General features: G+C 68.3%; 14 protein-coding genes and 2 pseudogenes. 9 read left to right on the top strand and 7 right to left on the bottom strand.

Going from position 1 to position 19,003, the window contains the following annotated elements; translation table 11 throughout:
• Positions 1-384: 384 nt before the first annotated feature.
• Positions 385-1,097: pseudogene (locus FF096_RS23125) on the bottom strand (BTAD domain-containing putative transcriptional regulator).
• A gap of 975 nt (positions 1,098-2,072) precedes the next feature.
• Between FF096_RS23125 and FF096_RS23130 the strand changes: the two are divergent.
• Genes FF096_RS23130 through FF096_RS23145 form a run of 4 tightly spaced genes read left to right on the top strand, consistent with a single transcriptional unit; the run spans position 2,073 to position 6,921 of the window.
• Entirely contained in the window at positions 2,073-4,535 is a 2,463-nt protein-coding gene (locus FF096_RS23130) for a bifunctional diguanylate cyclase/phosphodiesterase (RefSeq protein ID WP_155221674.1), read from the top strand.
• A gap of 13 nt (positions 4,536-4,548) precedes the next feature.
• Positions 4,549-5,853: a glycosyltransferase family 87 protein gene (locus FF096_RS23135; RefSeq protein ID WP_155221675.1), complete on the top strand. Its 1,305-nt coding sequence runs from the start codon at positions 4,549-4,551 to the stop codon at positions 5,851-5,853.
• 17 nt (positions 5,854-5,870) lie between these two features.
• Positions 5,871-6,503 carry a phosphoribosyltransferase gene (locus FF096_RS23140; RefSeq protein WP_155221676.1) on the top strand — a complete coding sequence of 211 codons (633 nt, stop codon included), beginning with the start codon at positions 5,871-5,873 and terminating at the stop codon, positions 6,501-6,503.
• 22 nt (positions 6,504-6,525) lie between these two features.
• Positions 6,526-6,921, top strand: a complete 396-nt coding sequence (locus FF096_RS23145; protein WP_155221677.1) for a zf-TFIIB domain-containing protein — start codon at positions 6,526-6,528, stop codon at positions 6,919-6,921.
• Positions 6,922-6,988: 67 nt separating this feature from the next.
• Here the strand turns inward: FF096_RS23145 and dnaB are convergent, their stop codons facing one another.
• The gene (gene dnaB / locus FF096_RS23150) at positions 6,989-8,398 is read right to left on the bottom strand and encodes a replicative DNA helicase (protein ID WP_309223813.1); all 1,410 of its coding nucleotides are present in this window, start codon (positions 8,396-8,398) and stop codon (positions 6,989-6,991) included.
• A gap of 389 nt (positions 8,399-8,787) precedes the next feature.
• Between dnaB and FF096_RS26830 the strand changes: the two genes are divergently transcribed.
• Positions 8,788-10,413, top strand: coding sequence for a hypothetical protein (locus FF096_RS26830; protein ID WP_230462882.1), 1,626 nt, complete (start codon positions 8,788-8,790; stop codon positions 10,411-10,413).
• Between the two features lie 70 nt (positions 10,414-10,483).
• Here the strand turns inward: FF096_RS26830 and rplI are convergent, their stop codons facing one another.
• The 4 genes from rplI to rpsF all read right to left on the bottom strand — a co-directional run bounded on the left by rplI (position 10,484) and on the right by rpsF (position 12,120).
• On the bottom strand, positions 10,484-10,930 hold the full coding sequence (gene rplI, locus FF096_RS23160; protein ID WP_155221679.1) for a 50S ribosomal protein L9: 447 nt from the start codon (positions 10,928-10,930) through the stop codon (positions 10,484-10,486).
• A 14-nt stretch (positions 10,931-10,944) separates the two neighbouring features.
• Positions 10,945-11,184, bottom strand: coding sequence for a 30S ribosomal protein S18 (gene rpsR, locus FF096_RS23165; RefSeq protein WP_007073789.1), 240 nt, complete (start codon positions 11,182-11,184; stop codon positions 10,945-10,947).
• Between the two features lie 41 nt (positions 11,185-11,225).
• The gene (locus tag FF096_RS23170; protein WP_155221680.1) at positions 11,226-11,732 is read right to left on the bottom strand and encodes a single-stranded DNA-binding protein; all 507 of its coding nucleotides are present in this window, start codon (positions 11,730-11,732) and stop codon (positions 11,226-11,228) included.
• A gap of 97 nt (positions 11,733-11,829) precedes the next feature.
• Positions 11,830-12,120, bottom strand: coding sequence for a 30S ribosomal protein S6 (rpsF, locus tag FF096_RS23175; RefSeq protein WP_155221681.1), 291 nt, complete (start codon positions 12,118-12,120; stop codon positions 11,830-11,832).
• A gap of 512 nt (positions 12,121-12,632) precedes the next feature.
• On the opposite strand from rpsF, the gene FF096_RS23180 reads away from it, so the two are divergent.
• Positions 12,633-13,424, top strand: a complete 792-nt coding sequence (locus FF096_RS23180) for a deoxyribonuclease IV (RefSeq protein ID WP_155221682.1) — start codon at positions 12,633-12,635, stop codon at positions 13,422-13,424.
• Positions 13,421-15,466 carry a hypothetical protein gene (locus FF096_RS23185; protein WP_155221683.1) on the top strand — a complete coding sequence of 682 codons (2,046 nt, stop codon included), beginning with the start codon at positions 13,421-13,423 and terminating at the stop codon, positions 15,464-15,466. The genes FF096_RS23180 and FF096_RS23185 overlap by 4 nt, the downstream gene beginning before the upstream one ends.
• Before the next feature lie 156 nt (positions 15,467-15,622).
• Here FF096_RS23185 and FF096_RS23190 read toward each other — a convergent pair whose 3' ends face one another.
• Positions 15,623-17,155, bottom strand: coding sequence for a glycosyltransferase family 87 protein (locus tag FF096_RS23190; RefSeq protein ID WP_155221684.1), 1,533 nt, complete (start codon positions 17,153-17,155; stop codon positions 15,623-15,625).
• Between the two features lie 515 nt (positions 17,156-17,670).
• Between FF096_RS23190 and FF096_RS26835 the strand changes: the two are divergent.
• Positions 17,671-18,249 (top strand): annotated as a pseudogene (locus FF096_RS26835) (BTAD domain-containing putative transcriptional regulator).
• Between the two features lie 487 nt (positions 18,250-18,736).
• Positions 18,737-18,913, top strand: coding sequence for a hypothetical protein (locus FF096_RS23205; RefSeq protein ID WP_155221687.1), 177 nt, complete (start codon positions 18,737-18,739; stop codon positions 18,911-18,913).
• Positions 18,914-19,003: the final 90 nt, after the last annotated feature.

Here is a 19,003-nt window from a genome sequence, read left to right on the forward strand (position 1 = left end):
TGACCACGATCTTCGGGCGCGTTCCGGTAACCTTCACCCTGCAAGTGCCTTCCGTGACGGGCGATCTGGACCTTAGACAAGTCAGATCTTCCCAGATCAGAAGGCACTTCCTCTTTCATGATCCACGATGCGGGCAGCCCTTACTGAAGGGCCGAGGCTAGGGACCTCGGCGATAAGAAATCGATAAGAGCGTGTTCGAGGAGCCGCGTCCCGGCTCATCCTGCCCGCTTGCGGCTCGGCTTTTTCGCACTAGGCGATGGACGACGTCGTCCCTGCCGACGAAATCTGCCACCGGTCTAGGAAGCCAATCCCATTTGACATCATGGGCATCGCGCATCGTCGCCGTTCGCGCGACAGGCGGGTCGACACCGCCGGGTTCAACGGCTACGGCAACCGGAGTCGAAGCACCCGATGCTTGATAATCCCCTGGTACAGCCGCCGGAGGTCGGAGCCTGGCTCCACCCCCAATTCGTCCTGGAGGACTCGGGCGGCGGATCGAAACACGGAGATCGCGCCAGCAATGTCGCCTCGTCGGTGCAGTGCCGTCATCAACAGGACCAGCGCTGGTTCACGAATCGGGTGCTCAGCCACCGTCCGCCGCAGCAGCGAAATGGCTGATCGACATCCCCCGCCCCGAGATGAAGAGTCGCTAGCAACTCCACGGCGAGGAGGTATTGCTCCTGAGCGTTTGCCACGTGGGCGGACAGCGAAGGCCGCAGAGGTACGCCGAGCAAGGGTGGACCGAGCCAGCAGAGCATCGCCTTGTTCAGCAACGATCGCGCGACATCCGCTTGGTCCCGAAGGTTCAACTGGCGTGCCCGTTCGAAATGATCGACGAAGGAGAACGGGTCGACGTCTCGCGGAGGAACCTCAAGGCAGTAACCGCCGCGCCGACGGACCAGCAAGCCCCGGCCCGCCTCATACGACTCAAAGGCACGACGGAGGTTGGCGGCGTACGTCCGAAAATTCGGCACTGCCGAACGCGGCGGTTCGTCGGGCCAGATTTCGTCGATCAACTCCTCCGTCGAGACCGTCCTCCCCGGGTTCATCACCAGCTTGGCAAGAACGGTTCGCTGCTTCGGCGTACCGAGGCTCACCCTGGAAGAGCCGAAAAAAGACCCAAAAGCCGCCAAGCACCTCAATCTTCACTTCTCGAACCCCTTGGGAGGCAGGCATTCGCGTGGTCGCACCTTAACGATGCGCACCGATGGAGTGAACCGCATTAAGACCGCCCACGGGCGTCGGCGACCCGCCAATGCACCACGTGAGGCGGGGTGGCGAGGGACCGCTGGACCGGCAGCGCCCTGTCGTGGCCACCGCGCCCGATCTGCAACTCGCCGTACAACTCGGTGGCGAGTAGTTAGGGCTCGGGCGCGGCAGCCACCTGTGCGGAGAGCACTGGACCGGAGCGACCCTGGAGAGCCTCCGCCATGCCGGCGAGCCACCGCCGGGAGATCGCCTCAATCGCATGTCGCAGGTTAGCCGTATAATTATGGACATTTAGCATTGCGGAGAACGACGGATCCCAGTACGGTCTGCGGCTTGGTTTCCAGCGGTAGCGCCCGTTAGCCGTGCACCGCGCACGAAGGTCGAGGAGCTGGATCCACACAGGACCCTCCGCGCGCATTCGAAGGATCACGGTACGCGTTTACTGCCGTCCCGGCCCGGTAGGTTGCAGTCGATCGCGACAAGGTCAACCGAAGCGACGATGAACTCAATAGCGGCTTTAGCCACACTTGATTGATCGCATTCCAGCCGACCCGGAGTGAAACCGTCCACCATTCAACAGTCAGTCAAGCGGGTAAGACGGACCGTGATACGACCTCTCCATATTGGCCTATTATGCGCATTAGGACATGAATCATCGCTAATTGCCCACAAGCGCCCCTAGGGTCTGGCAGCACGACAGTCAGCCTCAGTTGGGGGTAGAGATGCGCTCGCACGAATGGAACTGAACCTCCTGCCCGGTCAGGAGCGGCCGGGAGTACGCTTGCGGAGCGCAACGCCCCGGTGACGAATGGGGATGATGCTTGGCTCTGCGGGCTCGACAGACTGGGACCGATCGGCGGCTGATGCTGCTCGTCGGTCTCGTCGTCGTTTTGGCTGGCCTCGCCGCTGCCGTCTCCGTCGCCCACTTGCCCAGCTACGACGCCATCACGGCGACAACCACTTGGGCCACTCTGATCTCACTTGTTGCGGTCGGTTTCGTCGCCAAGGTGAGGATTCGCATCCGCTCGACCAACCACGACATCGCCTGGACCGAAACGGCCATCGTGATCGGGCTCGCGGTGGCGCCCGCCTCGGTCGTCATCCTCGCCACCGGGTTCGGCATCGGGATCGCCACCATCCTCACCGGCAGCTCACCGATCAAGCGGGCTTTCGGCATCGGCAAGAACATGCTCGTGGCCACCGCCGCTGGTTTGGTACTCCAGGCGTTCGAATGGCCCGCCGCCAGCTCAGGTCTCGCTGGCACAGCGCTCCCCCTAGCTGTCGCCTATCTCGCTGCCGTGCTGCTCGACGAACTCGTCACCCTCCCCGTCATCTCAATGGCGACCGGCACCTCGTTGCGCACCTTGTTCCGGGAGGACTGGGGTTTCCGCATCGGTGCAGCCATCGCCCGCCTCGGCGTCATCACCAGCACGGTGCTGCTCATCAACATCGACTTCCGGCTGCTCCTCGTGGTGCCTCCGTTGATGCTCAGCCTGCACCTGCTCTACTCCGCGCGGGTTCGGAGCCGCACCGAGCAGCAGGTGTGGCAGCGACTCGCGCAGACCACCGACGCGCTCAACGTGGTCGAGTTGGACGAGGTCCTCACCACCGCGGTCACCCGGGCATCCGAACTCTTCTCCGCCGACGAGGTGGAGGTCGAGCTACGCGACGTCGACCGGGTGGTGCGCGGCGGTGCCGACGGGGTCAGCTACGACGGGCCGGCCGACCAGCCCACCGCCGTCCAGGGTGCGGTGGTTCCCGTCCGTCTGGAGGGGCACGACAAGACGGTCGACGTGGGGATGCTGCGCCTGCGCTTCCACGGACCGGTGAAACTCTCCGAGCGGGAGCACTACACGCTCTACACGTTCGCCTCGGCACTGTGCACGGCTATCCGCAACGCCCAGGCGTACGCCGAACTCGCGAGGGTGGCCGAAGCCCACGCGCACGACGCGACCCACGACGCACTGACCGGCCTGCCGAACCGGCGCCACCTGCTCGACGCGGGCAACGACCACCTGCACCACCGACACGCCGACGGGGTTACCGCCCTGGTGCTGATCGACCTGAACCACTTCAAGGAGGTCAACGACACCCTCGGCCACACCGCCGGTGACCAGATGCTGGCCGCCGTCGCCGAGCGGCTGCGCGCCGCCGCCCACGCCGAGGACCTGGTCGCCCGGCTCGGTGGTGACGAGTTCGCCGTACTCCTGCGCGCCCTGCCCGCGCCTGCGGTGGCCGCCCACCGGGCCGAGACGCTCCTGGCGGCGCTGTACGAACCGTTCGACATCGACGGCATGCGGATCAACGTGGAGGCCAGCGGCGGCATCGCCGTCGCTCCCGCCACCGGCGGCATGGTCGAACTGCTACGCCGCGCGGACGTCGCCATGTACCAGGCCAAGCGGGCCGGGCAGCGGGTCGCCACCTACGCGCCCGCCCGGGACACCGCCGATCTGGGTCGCCTCACCCTCGGCGGCGACCTGACCAAGGCCGTCGCCGACCACGAGTTCACCGTCAACTTCCAGCCGATCGTCGACCTCGGCACCGGTGAGGTCATCGCCGCCGAAGCGTTGGCCCGCTGGCGTCACCCCACCCACGGCATGATCGACCCACTGCGTTTCCTGGAGACGGTCGAGCGCTCGGGTTTGCTTCCCGCCTTCGCCGACGCCATCCTCGACCAGGCCCTGATCTCCGCCGGCACCTGGCGTGACGCCGGCTTCGAGGTACCCGTGGCGGTCAACGTCTCTCCCCGCAGCCTGCTCGACGCCCGGTTCCCCGGTTCGGTGCTGGCCCGCCTGCGCGCCCACGACCTGCCACCCGACCGGCTGATCCTGGAACTGACCGAGACCCTCACCCTCAGTCAGCTCGACGTCGTCGACCAGGTACTCACCCGGCTGCGCGACGCGGGTGTCCGACTCGCCCTGGACGACTTCGGCACCGGTTACTCCTCGCTCTCCCTGCTCTCCCGGATCCCGGTGCACCAACTGAAGATCGACCGAAGCTTCGTCACCGCGATGGAATCCTCCACCGAAGCAGCCGCGATCATCCGCTCCACCCTCGATCTCGGTCGCAGTCTCGACCTCGCCGTGGTGGCCGAGGGGGTGGAGCGGGAGGCGCAGCGACACGCGCTCTGGGAACTGGGCTGCACCGCCGGCCAGGGCCACCTCTTCGCCCGTCCGCTGCCCTCCGGAACGCTGCTCGCCGCCCTCCAACGCGGCACCGGCGGCCGGACCGGCTGCCTCGCGGTCGCCCTGCACGATGCCGGCGCGGTGGTCCGGCTACCGCAGGGACGGCGACAGGGCGGCCGGGGGCGCCACCAGCAGGCCTGACACACTTGCCCAGATGAGCACCGCCACCCCGACCGACCACCGTCCAGGGTGGTGGTACCGGATCGACACCTCCGCTGGAGGTCTCGCTCTCGACCTCGGCCTCTACGCCGTCTCCGCCGCCTTCGCCGCGATCACCGCAGCCACCTCAACCCTGCTGCCACACCGTGCCTGGGGTGGCATCGCCGCACTCGGCTACCTCAGCGCGGCTCTCGTGGCGATCGGTCAACTCCTGCTGCGGCGGCACCGGCCCGGGTCACCTCTGGTAGGACTGCCCGCACGCTGGCTGGTCACCGTCCTGGCCTGGACGGCCGTCGCCCTGCTACCCCTCGTGTGGCAGAGCGTGCAGCGCGCGGCGGGGCGCACCGACCGGGCCCAGGAAGAGGTACTCGTCGTCGAGCAGTCCGGGCAGCGGCTGGTGGAGACCGGCACTCCCTACCTGGGGCCGGAGGCCATCGCGGCGTTGCCCCCCGGCGAACAGCTGCTCGGCTACACGCCGTACCAACCCGGAATGGCCCTGTTCGGGTTGCCCCGCGCGGCCACCGACGCGTGGTGGGGCGACGCCCGGGTCTGGTTCGCCGTCGGCACCGCGCTCGCCCTATTCCTCGCCGTCCGCATCCTGCGTCGACCGGCGGCCGGGTCGACCTCGGTCGGACACGACGCCGCGCTGCTGCGTGGCGCGCAGGCTGCCACCGTCCTGCCGATCTGTGCGTTGACCCTGGCCACCGGCGGCGACGACCTGCCCGTACTCGCGCTCTGCCTGCTGGCCCTCGCGCTCGCCGCCACCGCACGACCCGGCTGGGCGGGCGTCGTCGTCGGGCTCGCCGGTGCGCTCAAACTCTTCGCCTGGCCGGTCGCCGCCGTACTGGTCATCTGGGGCATCTGCCACCGGGCCGGTTTACGGGTCGCCGTCGGCGCGTTCGGCCTACCCGCCGCAGCGCTGCTGCCCACCCTGCTGGTGGATCGAGACGCGCTGGTGGAGAACGTGCTGCGGTTTCCCCTCGGGCACGGCCTGGTCGCCAGCCCGGCACAGTCCCCGTTCCCCGGTCACCTGATCGCGGAAGCCCTGCCGGCTGGCCGGGCCGTGGCAGCGGCGCTGCTGGTCGCCGCCGCGTTGGCGATCGCCATCCGGCTCGCTCGACGCCCGCCCCGCACGGCCCGCACGGCGGCGCTCGTCTGCGGGTACGGGCTGCTCGTGGCGATCCTGCTGATGCCCACCACCCGGTTCGGTTACCTGCTCTATCCGGTGGCGTTCCTCCTCTGGGCGCCCGCACTCGATGTTCCCGGGATCCGGCAACCTGCGCGCGAAGACGGCAAGTAGGGCGTAGACCTGAGGGCATGACCACCTACCGCGACCGCAACGAGGCGGGCCAGGTGCTCGCCGACCGACTGACTGCCCTGATCGGCGCACCGGACGTCATCGTGCTGGGCCTGGTACGCGGCGGCGTGCCGGTGGCCCGGGTCATCGCCGAACGCCTCGGCGCACCACTGGACGTGCTGGTGGTTCGCAAACTCGGCATACCGTGGGCCCCCGAGGTCGCCTTCGGCGCGCTCGGCCCGGCCGGCGTACGCGTGCTCAACGACGCGGTGGCCCGGCAGCTCGGCACCGACGACATCGCCGAGGTCGAGCGCCGGGAGCAGGCAGAACTGGAGCGGCGCGAGAAGCTCTATCGGGCTGGACGGCCGCCCCTGGATCTGACCGGGCGCACCGCCGTCATCGTCGACGACGGGTTGGCCACCGGAGCGACCGCGCGGGCCGCCGTGCAGGTGGCTCGCCAGCTCGGCGCCCGTCGGGTCGTGGTCGCCGTGCCGGTCGGTTCCCAGGAGGCGTACGAGATGCTCGCCAGCGAAGCCGACCAGGTGATCTGTGCCCAGCGCCCGCCCGCCTTCACCGCCGTCGGCGCGTACTACGACGACTTCCACGAGGTTTCCGACGACGAGGTGACGGAGGCGCTGGCCGATACCGCGTGAACCGACCAGGTACCTTCGGGTAATGAGCCTGACCTGTCCCAAGTGCCACGGAGACATGCGCCAGTACGAGCGCAGTGGCGTCGTCATCGACCAGTGTGGCGAGTGCCGGGGGATCTTCCTCGATCGCGGCGAGTTGGAGAAGCTGTTCGAGGCGGAGGCCAACTGGAGCGCTCAGCAGGCTCCGCCCCCGCCCCCACCGCCGACCGCCCCGCAGCCGGGCGGCTACCAGCCCCCGCCGCCACCGCCGCCCGCAACGCACCAGCCGGGTTACGGCACCGTGCCGCCGCCACCGCCCCCGCCGCCGCACGGCTACCCGGCCCCCGCGCCGGTCTACGGCCACGCGCCACAGCACTACGGCTACCACGGGCACTACCGGCGGAAGAAGCGCAAGAGCTTCCTCGACGAGATGTTCGGCTGAGCAGCACGACCCCACCAATGACCGGGCCGTCCGATCGGTCGGCCCGGTCATTGGTGGGGTGAGCTGGTTAGACGATCGCCATGTCCACGAAGCGCGACAGGTGCAGCTGGGCGGCGACGGTCACCGTGTCAGTCGGACCATTCCGGTGCTTCGCAACGATGAAATCCGCCTCCCCGGCCCGGGGGGATTCCTTGTCGTAGTAGTCGTCACGATGCAGAAGAATGACGACGTCCGCATCTTGCTCAATTGATCCAGACTCGCGCAGATCAGACAGTTGTGGGCGCTTGTCGGTGCGCTGCTCGGGGCCACGGTTCAGCTGGCTGACCGCGATGACCGGGCACTCGACCTCCTTGGCCAGCAGCTTGAGGCCCCGGGACAGGTCCGCGACCTCCTGCTGCCGGCTCTCCGTACGCTTCGGCGAGGTCATCAGCTGGAGATAATCGACCACGATCAGCTTGAGGTCGTGCCGCTGCTTGAGCCGGCGAGCCTTCGCTCGGATCTCCATCAGGTTCATGCTGGGCGTGTCGTCGACGAACAGCGGCGCCTCGCTGATCTCGCCCATGCAGCGGGCCAGCTTCGTCCAGTCGTCATCGGACAACTGCCCGCTGCGCAGTACGTGCAACGGCACCCGGGCCTCGGCCGAGAGCAGCCGCATCACGATCTCGACCTTGCTCATCTCCAGCGAGAAGATGGCCGATGCCTGGTTGGCCCGGATCGCGGCGTTGCGCGCGAAGTCCATGCTCGCCGTGCTCTTACCAAGACCGGGTCGCCCCGCCACGATGATCAACTGCCCGGCGTGCAGCCCGTTGAGCAGGCGGTCCAGGTCGGTGAAGCCGGTCGGCACGCCGGTCATCACGCCGCCCTGCGCGCCGACCGCCTCGATCTCGTCGAGCGTCGGTTGCAGCATGTCGGCCAGGACGGCGAAATCCTCGCTGACCCGGCGCTCCGTCACGTCGTAGACGGCCTGCTGAGCCAGGTCGACGATGTCGTCCACGTCCCGGCTGCCGCCGCTCGCGGTGCCGTAGCCGAGTTGGACGATCCGCGTACCGGCCTCGACCAGGCGGCGCAGCACCGCGCGTTCGCTGACGATGCGGGCGTAGTAGGCGGCGTTCGCGGCCGTCGGCACGCTCGCGATCAGCGTGTGCAGGTACGGAGCGCCACCCACCCTGGCCAGATCGCCGGAGTCGGCCAGGGCCGCCGCGACGGTGATGGCGTCGGCCGGCTCGCCCCTGCCGTAGATCTCCAGGATGGTGTCGAAGATGGTGGCGTGGATCGGCCGGTAGAAGTCGTTGATCTTGAGGATCTCGACGACGTCGGCGATGGCGTCCTTGGACAGCAGCATGCCACCCAGGACGCACTGCTCGGCAGCCACATCCTGCGGCGGCGTCTTGTCGAACTGACCGTCGCGTGGCGGGTCGGCGGCCTGCGGCCCGCCACCGTGGAACGGCTCCGTCCGCCTGTCATCGGTGACCGACACCGGGCCCCCCTCCACTGCGTCGGATCGGTTCAGGCTTACCGCCCGGGTGCGACAACGTCGACCGGCCGTTCGATCGGGGGTTATCGGGTCAGCAGGTCGATGGCAACCATACGGACTCCGAGGTCAGCCGCTCAACCGTGGCGGTGGACGAGCCTCGGGACAACCTGTGGACGCAGGTGGACAATCATGTGCGCAGCGTGTGCACAGGGTGTGGATAACGGATGGGGAATTCTCGCCGAGAAGCCTCTGACCTGCACAAACGTTTTCCCCAGCCTGTGGAGGGAATTTCCGGGTAGGGCTTTGTCCTGAACCTCCCGTAAGATCGGTGGCCGACGGCTACACCTGGACAGCGGATTGCGCTTTCGGTTGAGAAGGGTCACGCTCCGGCCGTGAGTTACCGGGACTGGGCACGCGGGGAGGACGGTCCGCGCGAGCGGCGACCGACCGCTTCGTGGGCCGAGCCCATCGAGGATTCACGAGCCGGGCGTTACGACTCGGCGATCGAGCGTTACCGCACCCCGAGCCGCCGCCGGGCGATCGAGCGCGGCCAGGACGAGCCCGCCGAGCCGTACCTGCCACGCTGGGCACTGGAGTCGGGGGTCAGCAGCGTCGACGGTGGCGGTCGGCACGCCGCACCGGACGAGGACGATGACGGCGGTCCGCGTTACGGCGACGGCGGTCGGCGATCGTCGCGGGCCTCCCGGAGCCGGCACTCCGACGAGGTGGACTGGCGGGACACGTCGCCCCGCGCCATCGCCCCGCCACCAGCGTTGGAGCCTCAGTCCGACCACACCCGAGAGTGGACCTTCGATCGTCCACAGGAGGAGGGGTACGTCGGCAGCCGCCGGGCCGAAGAGGACGATCCGGTCTCGGGTGTGACGCCGCAGAGTCGACCGCGCCGGGCGCAGTCCCGCCAACGTCAGGTGATCTGGTCCGGCCTGGAGGAGGAGGACCAGAAGTCGTCCGGCTCCGAACCGGCCGCCGACCCGACCCCACGTCGTCGGCGGCGGGCGGCGGAGCCGGCGCCCGCTCCGGCGGTGGACCCCTGGGAGCGGGCGGCGGAACCGGAACCACCTCGCCCAGCGGTGGATCCGTGGGACGCCTCCGGGCTGCACGCCTGGCAGCAGCCCGCCGCTGTCGACCGGCGCGCCGAGGCCGGCCCGGTCGACCCCTGGGACGCCGACAGCACGAGCCAGTGGCTTCAATCGGCCGCGACGGACCGGTGGCTGGAACCGGACACCACGGGCCAGTGGGACCGCGATCCCGAGATGGAGCGGCGGGAGCGGCAACGGGACGGCAACCGGTGGGACGACTACTCCGAGCCGGACCGCTGGGATCGTACGGAGCCGCCCCGGTCCGGCGGTGCGCCCGCAGCGCAACAGTGGTCGTGGAGCGCCCGGCCCGAGCCGGAACCGCCGCAGGAGACGTTCTGGCCGGGCACCCGGTTGGCCGGCGACGATCCCCGCTGGGTGGAGGCGTCCGCGTCAGCGCCCCGGTCCCCGGTGGTGGGTTACACGGCGCCACGTCCCCGCCCGACACCCCGGCGGCGTGCCGCGGCCGTTCCGCAGGCCCGGCCGGTCGGCATCGCGGCGGTACGACGTCGCATCGAGTCGGTGGGCAACGCCAGTTGGAATCGTCGGTTGGAGGACGACCTCCTCGACCCCGATCCGGGTGGCCCCTGGCTGCCGCTGCTCTACACCGCAGCCTGTTACGTCCTGCCGGCGATCGTGGTCTTCGTGTGGCTGCTGACCCTGGACGGTGCGCCGCCCGTCGGCTGTGTGACCGATATCAGCGGCGGTGGCTGCGAGTCGCCTCGGGCACGGGCGTTCGCGGCGATGGCGGGCGGGATGCCGCGCTTCGGTCTCGCCCTGGTCAGCAGCCTGGCGATCGCGACATTGCTGCGTCGGGTGGGTACGACCTGGCGGCCCACCACGGTGGCGCTCGCCGCCGCTGTGGTGGGTGGCGGCCTCTCGACGGTGATGATCAGCGCGGTGACCGGCCAGCCGATCGGTTGACCGCAAGCACGACAACGAACAGGGCCCGCACCGGTGAACGGTGCGGGCCCTGTCGTTCGTCGACCGGGACTCAGCCCTGCACGACGTTGAGGTTGAACGAGGCGGTCACCTCGGGGTGCAGCTTGACCCGCACCGGGTGCGAACCGAGCGACTTGATGTGGCCGCCGACCTCCAGCCGCCGCCGGTCGAGCGCCGGACCGCCGGCCGCCTTCACGGCGTCGACGATCTCGGCCGGGGTGACGGAGCCGAAGAGTCGGCCACCTTCACCGGCGCGGGCCTTCAGGTTCACCTTGAGGCCTTCGAGCTGCGCCTTGACCTCGTTGGCGTGATCGAGGTCCCGGATCTCGCGGGCGGAACGGGCCCGCTTGATGAGGGTGACCTGCTTCTCCGCGCCCTTGGTCCAGGCGATCGCGAAGCCCTGCGGGAGCAGGTAGTTACGGCCGTAGCCGTTCTTGACCTCCACGATGTCGCCCGGGGCACCGAGCCCGGACACCTCCTGAGTCAGGATGATCTTCATTGTCGGTGCCTCTCTCAGCGGGCCGTCGCGGTGTACGGCAGGAGCGCCATCTCACGGGCGTTCTTGACCGCACGAGCGATCTGCCGCTGCTGCTGCGAGGTAACGCCGGTCACCCGCCGAGCGCGGATCTTGCCGCGGTCGGAGATGAACTTGCGCAGCAGCGCGGTGTCCTTGTAATCGATGTACGTGATCCCGTCCTTGTCGAGCGGGTTCACCTTCTTCTTCGGCTTGCGCAGTGCCGCAGCCTTCGCCATTGCTCTTGCTCCTGGTTTACGATCACGGGCGCTCGGCGCCATTAGAACGGAGGCTCCTCGTCGAAGTTGCCGCCACCCGAACGTGCGGGAGCCGGTGCGGCCGAAGCCCAGGGGTCGTCGAAGTTGCCTCCGCCGCCGCCCTGGCCACCACCGCCACCACTGCCGAAGCCGCCGCCACCGGACCGGGACATCTTCTGCACCTTCGCCGTGGCGTAGCGCAGTGACGGGCCGATCTCGTCGACCTCCAGCTCGATGACGGTGCGCTTCTCGCCCTCGCGGGTCTCGTAGGACCGCTGACGCAGCCGACCCGAGACGATCACGCGGGTGCCGCGCTGAAGCGACTCCGCCACGTGCTCCGCAGCCTGCCGCCAGACGGTGCACGAAAGGAACAGCGGCTCGCCGTCCTTCCACTCGCCGGATGCCTTGTCCATGAACCGGGGCGTCGAGGCGACCCGGAACTTGGCGACCGCGGCACCGGAGGGGGTGAACCGCAACTCGGGGTCATCGGTCAGGTTGCCGATGACCGTGATGGTGGTGTCTCCTGCCATGACCAACTCCTCGCGCGCTCATCCGTTCCGCGTACAGGTTCTCAGAACCCTCCGACAGCAACGGTGAGGCTGATCCGGGTGGGGCCGGGTGGGTTTGCTAGCGCATCTCCGGCCGGATGACCTTCGTACGCAGCACGGACTCGTTGAGCCGCAGCTGGCGGTCCAGCTCGGCCACCGCCTCCGGCGACGCCTGGAGGTCGATGACGGCGTAGATGCCCTCGGCCTTCTTGTTGATCTCGTAGGCGAGGCGTCGGCGGCCCCACACGTCGGTCTTCTCCACCGAGCCACCCGCAGTCCTGATCACGTTCAGGTACGTGTCGAGCGACGGGGCGACGGTGCGCTCCTCGAGGCTGGGGTCGAGGATCACCATGATCTCGTAATGACGCAAGACGTGCTCACCTCCTGTGGGCTAAGCGGCCACGGTCCTTCCGTGGCAGGAGGTCGTGCGTCGTGGCCCGTTCCGGTACCGGGGGAACCCGGCCGGTGACGGACAACCGGACCAGGATACCCGGCCCGGACGATCACCAGCACCGAGGTGACGGGCACAGCGAACCGGGGGTCCGGCCGACGTCGCTGTCGGCACGGACCCCCGGTCACGGGGGCCGCGGGGCGTCTGGTCCGCATTCCTTGGGTGGGACCTGGGGAGGAACGACCACACCGATGAGGTTGGACCGAAGACGCCCCGCGGAGCTTTATCACGTTGTTACCTGACGTTATCGTGGAAGCTGGTGCTTCATGGGGCAAATCCCGGAATTACCGACAATTTCCTGGTCAGCTCCCGGTCGCGGCGCCTTGACCGGATGATCCATTGACATCAACGACTTCCGTCGGCACCGGTGACGCGCGGGCGCGCAGCGGGCCTCATCCCGACGGTCGGGGGCGGGACGTAGGCTCGCCTGCATGCGTATCGGAGCCCACGTCGATCCGACCGACCCGCTGGCGGAGGCGACCGCCCGAGCGGCAGACGCCGTGCAGTTCTTCCTCTCCGACCCCCAGGGATGGAAGGCGCCGCAGCCCCGTGCCGACGCCGAGGCGTTGCGCAGCGCCGAGGTCGACATCTATGTGCACGCGCCGTACGTCATCAATGTCGCCACCGGCAACAACCGCATCCGGATCCCGAGCCGCAAGCTGCTGCTCGCCCACGCGAGAGCGGCCACCGCGATCGGCGCGAAGGGCCTGGTGGTACACGGTGGGCACGTCAACTCCGGCGGCGACCTGGCGGCCGGGTTCGACAACTGGCGCAAGGCGTTGTCCTACGCGGCGGAGTCCGGCGGCTTCGGGATTCCGGTGCTGATCGAGAACACCGCCGGTGGTGAGAACGCCTGCGCCCGACGGCTGGACGCACTCGCCCGGCTCTGGGACGCCGTCGGTGACTACGAGGTCGGGTTCTGTCTGGACACCTGCCACGCCCATGCCGGCGGGGAGGAGCTGCTCGGCCTGGTCGATCGGGTGAAGGCGATCACCGGGCGGATCGACCTGGTGCACGCAAACAACTCCAAGGATGGGTTCGGGTCAGGGCGGGACCGGCACGACAACCTGTCGGGCGGGACCATCGACCCGGAACTCGTGGTCGCGGTGATCCGCGCGGCGGGCGCTCCGGTCATCGTGGAGACGCCCGGTGGTGTCGAGGGGCAGGGCGGCGACATCGCCTTCCTACGCGGACAGCTCGACGGGGAGACCGGGGCACGATGACCACGGACCAGTCCGCCTCCGGTGGCCCCGCCGACGCGGAGAAGGTCGGCGACGCAGCGAAGCCACCGAGCATGGACCAGCCCGGCGACGACCCCACCGACAAGGACAACAGCGCGGCGAAGGTCGACGGCGACACCAACGGTACGGACGACGCCGCAGCGAAGGCCGGCGGCAAGGACAAGGCAGTGGGGACGCCGCCGGGCAAGGACACGACCGGCGCGAACAGCAGCGACAAGCCGGACGACACCCCGGCTGAGGACGGCGACAAGCCAGACCCTTGGGCCGCCTTCGGACCCGCGCCCGAGCCGGTCCCCACCTGGTACGGGCGGCTGGGCCGACGGTTCGGCCGGTTACTGATCCACGAATGGACGTTGGCCGCCTTCGCCTCACTGGCGTTGGCCGTGCTGATGACCTGGCCGACACTGCGCTATCCAGCACACACGTTGCCACAGGACTACTGGGACCCGAGCCTCCAGGCCTGGCAGATGGCCTGGTCGGGGCACATCCTGCTGACCGACCCGGCGCAGTTGTGGCACGCGAACGCCTTCTTCCCCGAGCGGTGGAGCTTCGCCTTCTCCGACACCCTGCTCGGGTACGCGCCAGCGGGCATGATCGGCAGCGGCCCCGAGGCCGCCCTGGTGCGCTACAACATCATGTTCGTGCTGGCGCACGCCCTCGCCACCTTCGGCGCGTACGTGCTGGCCCGGCAACTCGGCGCGAGCCGCACCGGTTCCGCGGTGGTCGGTGCCGCCTACACCTACGCACCGTGGCTGCTCTCGCAGGCCGGTCACCTGCACGTGGTCTCCAACGGTGGCATCCCGCTGGCCCTGGCCATGCTGGCCCGGGGGCACGGCTGGTCGCTACGGCACGGCTACCGACCCGAGCGTCGGCACGAGGGCTGGGTGTACGCCGGCTGGCTGGTGGCCGCCTGGCAGCTGAGCCTCGGATTCGGCATCGGCCTGCCGTTCGGGTACGTGCTAGCGATCACCGTGCTGGTGGCCGTCACCATCTGGTACGCGAAACGGATCTTCTGGCGGGTCAAGCGCCCCTTCGGGTCGCGGCTGTTCGTCGCGGACCTGATCGGCGGGCTGATCTTCGCCGGAGTGGGCGTCCTGATGGCCATCCCGTACTTCACCGTCTCGCAACTGCACCCGAACGCGGAACGGACGATCGACGACATCGCCGCCTTCTCGCCACCCGCTACCGGCTTCCTCACCGCCCCGGCCGAGTCCCGTCTCTGGGGCGGACTGCACGAAGGTGCCCGGTCGCTCCTGCCGTGGCATCCGGAGATGACGTTGCTACCCGGTTTCGTGCTCTACGCGCTGGCCGTCGGCGGGCTGTTCTTCTCCGTATGGAAGGTCCGGCAGCGGCTGCTGCTGCTCGCCGGAGTGCTGGTCGCGATGGCCCTGTCGATGGGCACCGAGTTGTTCGACGGCCAATTCACCTACGTACCCCTCTTCGACCACCTGCCCGGTTGGAACGGCATCCGGACGCCGGGCCGGTTGATGCTGTGGGGCACGCTGCTGCTCGGGCTGCTCGCGGCGGGGGCGGTCAGCGCGTTCGCCGAGCGGGTGCGGGACATCTCCGCCGAGCGGATTCCCTCGTGGCCGAGCCCCTGGCTGCGCCTGGCGACGCTGTTGCCCCTGCTGCTGGTGATCGCCGAAGGCACCAACACCACACCGCATCCGGTGGTGCCGAGGCAGCCGGCGGCGATGCGTTCGGTCGACGGTCCACTGCTCGTCCTGCCCAGCGGGCAGAACCACGACCAACCGGTGATGCTCTGGTCCACCACCCGGTTCCAGGACATCGTCAACGGTGGCAGCGGTTTCACTCCGCTTCAGCTGAAGGACGTACGCCGGGTCGCCATGACCTTCCCCGATCAGACCAGCGTCGACTACCTGCGCACCCTCGGCGTGCGCAACGTCCTGGTGCTCCGCGACAAGATCGCCGGCACCCCGTGGGAGGTCAGCGTCGACGCACCGGTCGAGGGGTTGGGCATCACCCGCGAGGAGATCGACTCGGTCGTGGTGTTTCGTCTCTGAGGGTTGGGGTTGGGGTTTGCGGGGGAGCACACCCGGCTCCGGGCGGTCAGGCTTGATCCCTGCGCCGGGTGTGCTCCCCCGCAAACCAGACGCCATCCGGCTCGTCTGGGACTTGCGGCGGGTCTAGGCAGCTCTGCTGCTTCGGCGGTGCGTCGATCAGGTGGTGGTGGGTACGGGGGTGGGGGTGGGGTCGGTGGTCTGGCGGCGGGTTCGCCATCGGTCCAGCCAGGGGGCGTCGGGGGTGCCGTCGAGCAGACCGCCGTCCGGGTCGTCGGCGTAGGTGCGGCGTACCGCGTCCTGCTCCGGGTCCAGGATCTCGCGTACCACCAGGACGACAAGCGCCACCACCGTGGCCAGACGCATACTCGCGGCCAGCACGAAGACGCCCTCCGGGAAGACCGGCGTGCCGGTGGAGGCACCGAGCAGCTGACCGTAGAAGGCGATGAAGTAGCAGACCTCGGCGGCCTGCCAGACCAGGAACGCTCCCCACTTGGGTCGGGCGAGCACGACCAGTGGCAGCAACCAGAGCACGAACTGCTGGGACCAGACCTTGCTGAAGATCAGGAAGGCGGCGACGACCAGGAAGGCGAGCTGGCCCAGCCGGGGCCGTCGCGGTGCCAGCAGTGCCAGCCCGCCGATGCCGAGGCAGGCCAGCCCGAACAGGGCGTACGACAGGTTGTTCAGCGTGGGGATGTTGCCGTCGAGCCACTGGAAGGGCCCGATGCTGGCGGGGTCGCCGAACTTCCCGTCGAGATAGCGACCGATGTACCAGAAGGTGCCCCAGTCGATCGGCCGCGTGGTGTTCAGCTCGAAGAACCGGTTCCAGTTGTCCCGGTACGGGATGGCCACCGGCAGGTTCACCAGCACCACCGTCACCGCCGCTGTGGCGATGGACAGCAGCGCGGCCCGGATGCGGTTGGCACGTATCGCGAGCACCAGAATCGGTCCGAGGATGAACAGCGGCCACATCTTCGCCGCGCCGCCGAGTCCTAACAGCACTCCGGAGAGCGCGACCAGCATCGTGCCCTTCGAGCCTGACCCGGATCGCGCCCAGGCCAGCATGCCGAGCGCGGCCAACCCGATGGCGAGGAAGTCCCAGTTGACGGTGGCGGTGAGCAGCAGCGCAGGGGCGAGCGCGAAGAGTGCGGCGTCCCAGGGTCGTCGACGGCGCAGCGCCAGGATCACCGCCACGGTCACCACGGCCAGCGCACCGAGCGTGATGGCGTTGAGGTTGTAGAACCACTGGCCCTGGTTCATGTCCGGGTTCTCAACGCCGGCCGAGTGGACCGGCAGCCCGAGCGCCCCCATGAAGTACCCGGTCAGCACCGGGTACTCCACCGGATGATCCCGGTAGGGAACCGCACCCTCGTGGAGCCGCTCGGCGTAGTAGAGCGCCAGGACATCGGTGTAGCAGAAGCGGGTGTACTGCTCGTTGTCCGTCCACGCCCCGTCCTGGCAGGGCGACTTCTGCACCCAGTGCAGCGTCAACGTGAGACAGGTCAGCACCAGGACGATCCGCACCGCCGTCCAGAACCGACGCTCCGCGCCGACGGGCCGGTCACGGGCGACCGCGTGGTCGCCGAGCGGACCACCGATCAGCCCGGAGAGTCCCCGGACGAAGCCGTCGGAGCGGGACGGGTGATCGGGAACATCAGGTCCATCGATGCCGGGCGTCGACTGGGTACTCATGTCCGTGCATCCTGCCGCATCAGTTGACCGGGTAGAAGCCGAAACCCGGCGGTGCCGGCAATCTGGCGAAGCGGGCCCTGGGGATCCGGTTCTGCGGCGGCCATCGGTCACACCCCCGTCACACCGGCACCCGGACCGTCTCGGCCCCTGCCAACCGCTGCACCAGAATGCGGTGAGCGTTCGTAGCCACAACTTGCGACTGCGATTACCTATTCGATCACCGCCTCCCAGGAAAGCAGTTGTCCAGCCCATCCAAGTCTTGGCATATGTGACTGTATCGATAACTGAGCAAGGCCCACCGAAGGCGGGCATAAAGAACCACGGGGGCAACATTGGAACTCAATTTCTTGGGCCCATCAACCGTGAGATCCGGTTCATCGGAAGTAGATATTCCGGGAACTCGTGACCGTAAGATTCTGGCGACTCTGCTTCTCAACTCCAACCGTCCCGTCCATATCGACCTGTTGATCGATGTGGTGTGGGACGACGATCCACCAGCCACCGCCCGACAGCAGGTGCAGAACCGACTGGACAGCCTACGAGCCAGACTTGACACCGAGGCAACTCACATAAACCGCAATGGGAAACACTGCACGTTGCACGTGAAATACGATCAGGTCGACGGATTGAAGTTCCGCAAAATATACACCGAAGCAACCTCGTCAATAAATTCGGGCAACACAGAAAACGCGGTCACCCTCCTACGATCAGCGTTCGAACTGTGGCGCGGAGCCCCAGTCGAGGATGTCGAGTCAGCCAAGCTCCAAACGGAGGCACTGCGGTGGAAGGAACTCCACCTGAAGGCGATCGAGACGTTGATAGATCTTGAGTACAGTCTCAACAGACATCGACTGCTGACCGCTGACCGCTGACCTGCACAGTTGGATCGGCAGTTACCCCTACACGAAGGTCTGCGTTGCCGGCTCGCGGAGGCCATGCACGCGGGCTCCCGCACGGCGGAGACGTTGGGCGTGCTCAGCGGCTTACGGGCTCGGTTGGCCCGCGAGCTGGGGATCAGCACCAGCCCGCTGGTGGAGGATCTCTACCACCGCCTGCTGCGCGGAACCCGGATGGTGACTGTCGCGATCGGCTGAGCTCATCACCGGGCGGCTGCTGCCGAGAGACCACCTCCAGGCATTGCTTCGGCGACGGTGATCGGACGGTGATGCCTCAGTGAGACAGACCGGAATCATCGCGGCATCGGATCTGAGTTGGAGGGATCGCCTTGCTCAAACGAAAGAGCGCCCGGCTGGCCGCAGTGCTGGCACTGTGCTTCACCGCAAGTCTGGCCGCCCCGCAGGCCGCCCGTCGCCGCGCCGGCCACTGTCGCGGCGGAGACCACCGTCAAGGCCGAGAATCTTGACCCGGCGAAGGCCACGATGATCCCGGAGGTCGAGCTACAGGCCACCGGCTGCGGTTCGGTCTGCGACGGCAAGAACCCCGCGACGTACAAGATCTATCACAGTGGATGTTCGACCTGTTACCACTACTGCGCGGACGACGCGAAACGGTCGCGTCGAACACCAGCGGGATCAACCTGGAGCCTCGCTACAGCCTCGGTGCCGGACGGCATGGGCACGGGTGAGTTCCGACTTCTACTACCCGACGGTACGCAGCTACTACCTCGACGGGCGGGTCCGTACCGCCTACAGCGGCTTCGCCGGTGCTTACTACACCCAGATGGTGAACGACGCCAATCTGCTCGCTCGGGCGGAAGCCAGCGCCGGTCCCACCACCTGGGTGACGAGCAAGTACTGACCGGACCGGTCGCCTGAGCGGCCCGATCCGAGACAGTCAGGAAGCCGAGGGGCGGCCGGACACCTGTCCGACCGCCCCTCGGCGTTCACG

The sequence above is a fragment of the Micromonospora sp. CP22 genome, from assembly GCF_009712475.1.
Classification (GTDB): Bacteria; Actinomycetota; Actinomycetes; order Mycobacteriales; family Micromonosporaceae; genus Micromonospora.

Excerpts from the sequence above, each read along its gene's own strand:
- FF096_RS23170 (WP_155221680.1), bottom strand. The coding sequence starts at position 11,732 with ATGGCAGGAGACACCACCATCACGGTCATCGGCAACCTGACCGATGAC.
- rpsR (WP_007073789.1), bottom strand. The coding sequence starts at position 11,184 with ATGGCGAAGGCTGCGGCACTGCGCAAGCCGAAGAAGAAGGTGAACCCG.
- FF096_RS23185 (WP_155221683.1), top strand. The coding sequence starts at position 13,421 with ATGACCACGGACCAGTCCGCCTCCGGTGGCCCCGCCGACGCGGAGAAG.
- FF096_RS23130 (WP_155221674.1), top strand. The coding sequence starts at position 2,073 with ATGCTGCTCGTCGGTCTCGTCGTCGTTTTGGCTGGCCTCGCCGCTGCC.
- FF096_RS23135 (WP_155221675.1), top strand. The coding sequence starts at position 4,549 with ATGAGCACCGCCACCCCGACCGACCACCGTCCAGGGTGGTGGTACCGG.
- FF096_RS23140 (WP_155221676.1), top strand. The coding sequence starts at position 5,871 with ATGACCACCTACCGCGACCGCAACGAGGCGGGCCAGGTGCTCGCCGAC.
- FF096_RS23180 (WP_155221682.1), top strand. The coding sequence starts at position 12,633 with ATGCGTATCGGAGCCCACGTCGATCCGACCGACCCGCTGGCGGAGGCG.
- rplI (WP_155221679.1), bottom strand. The coding sequence starts at position 10,930 with ATGAAGATCATCCTGACTCAGGAGGTGTCCGGGCTCGGTGCCCCGGGC.
- FF096_RS23190 (WP_155221684.1), bottom strand. The coding sequence starts at position 17,155 with ATGAGTACCCAGTCGACGCCCGGCATCGATGGACCTGATGTTCCCGAT.
- FF096_RS23145 (WP_155221677.1), top strand. The coding sequence starts at position 6,526 with ATGAGCCTGACCTGTCCCAAGTGCCACGGAGACATGCGCCAGTACGAG.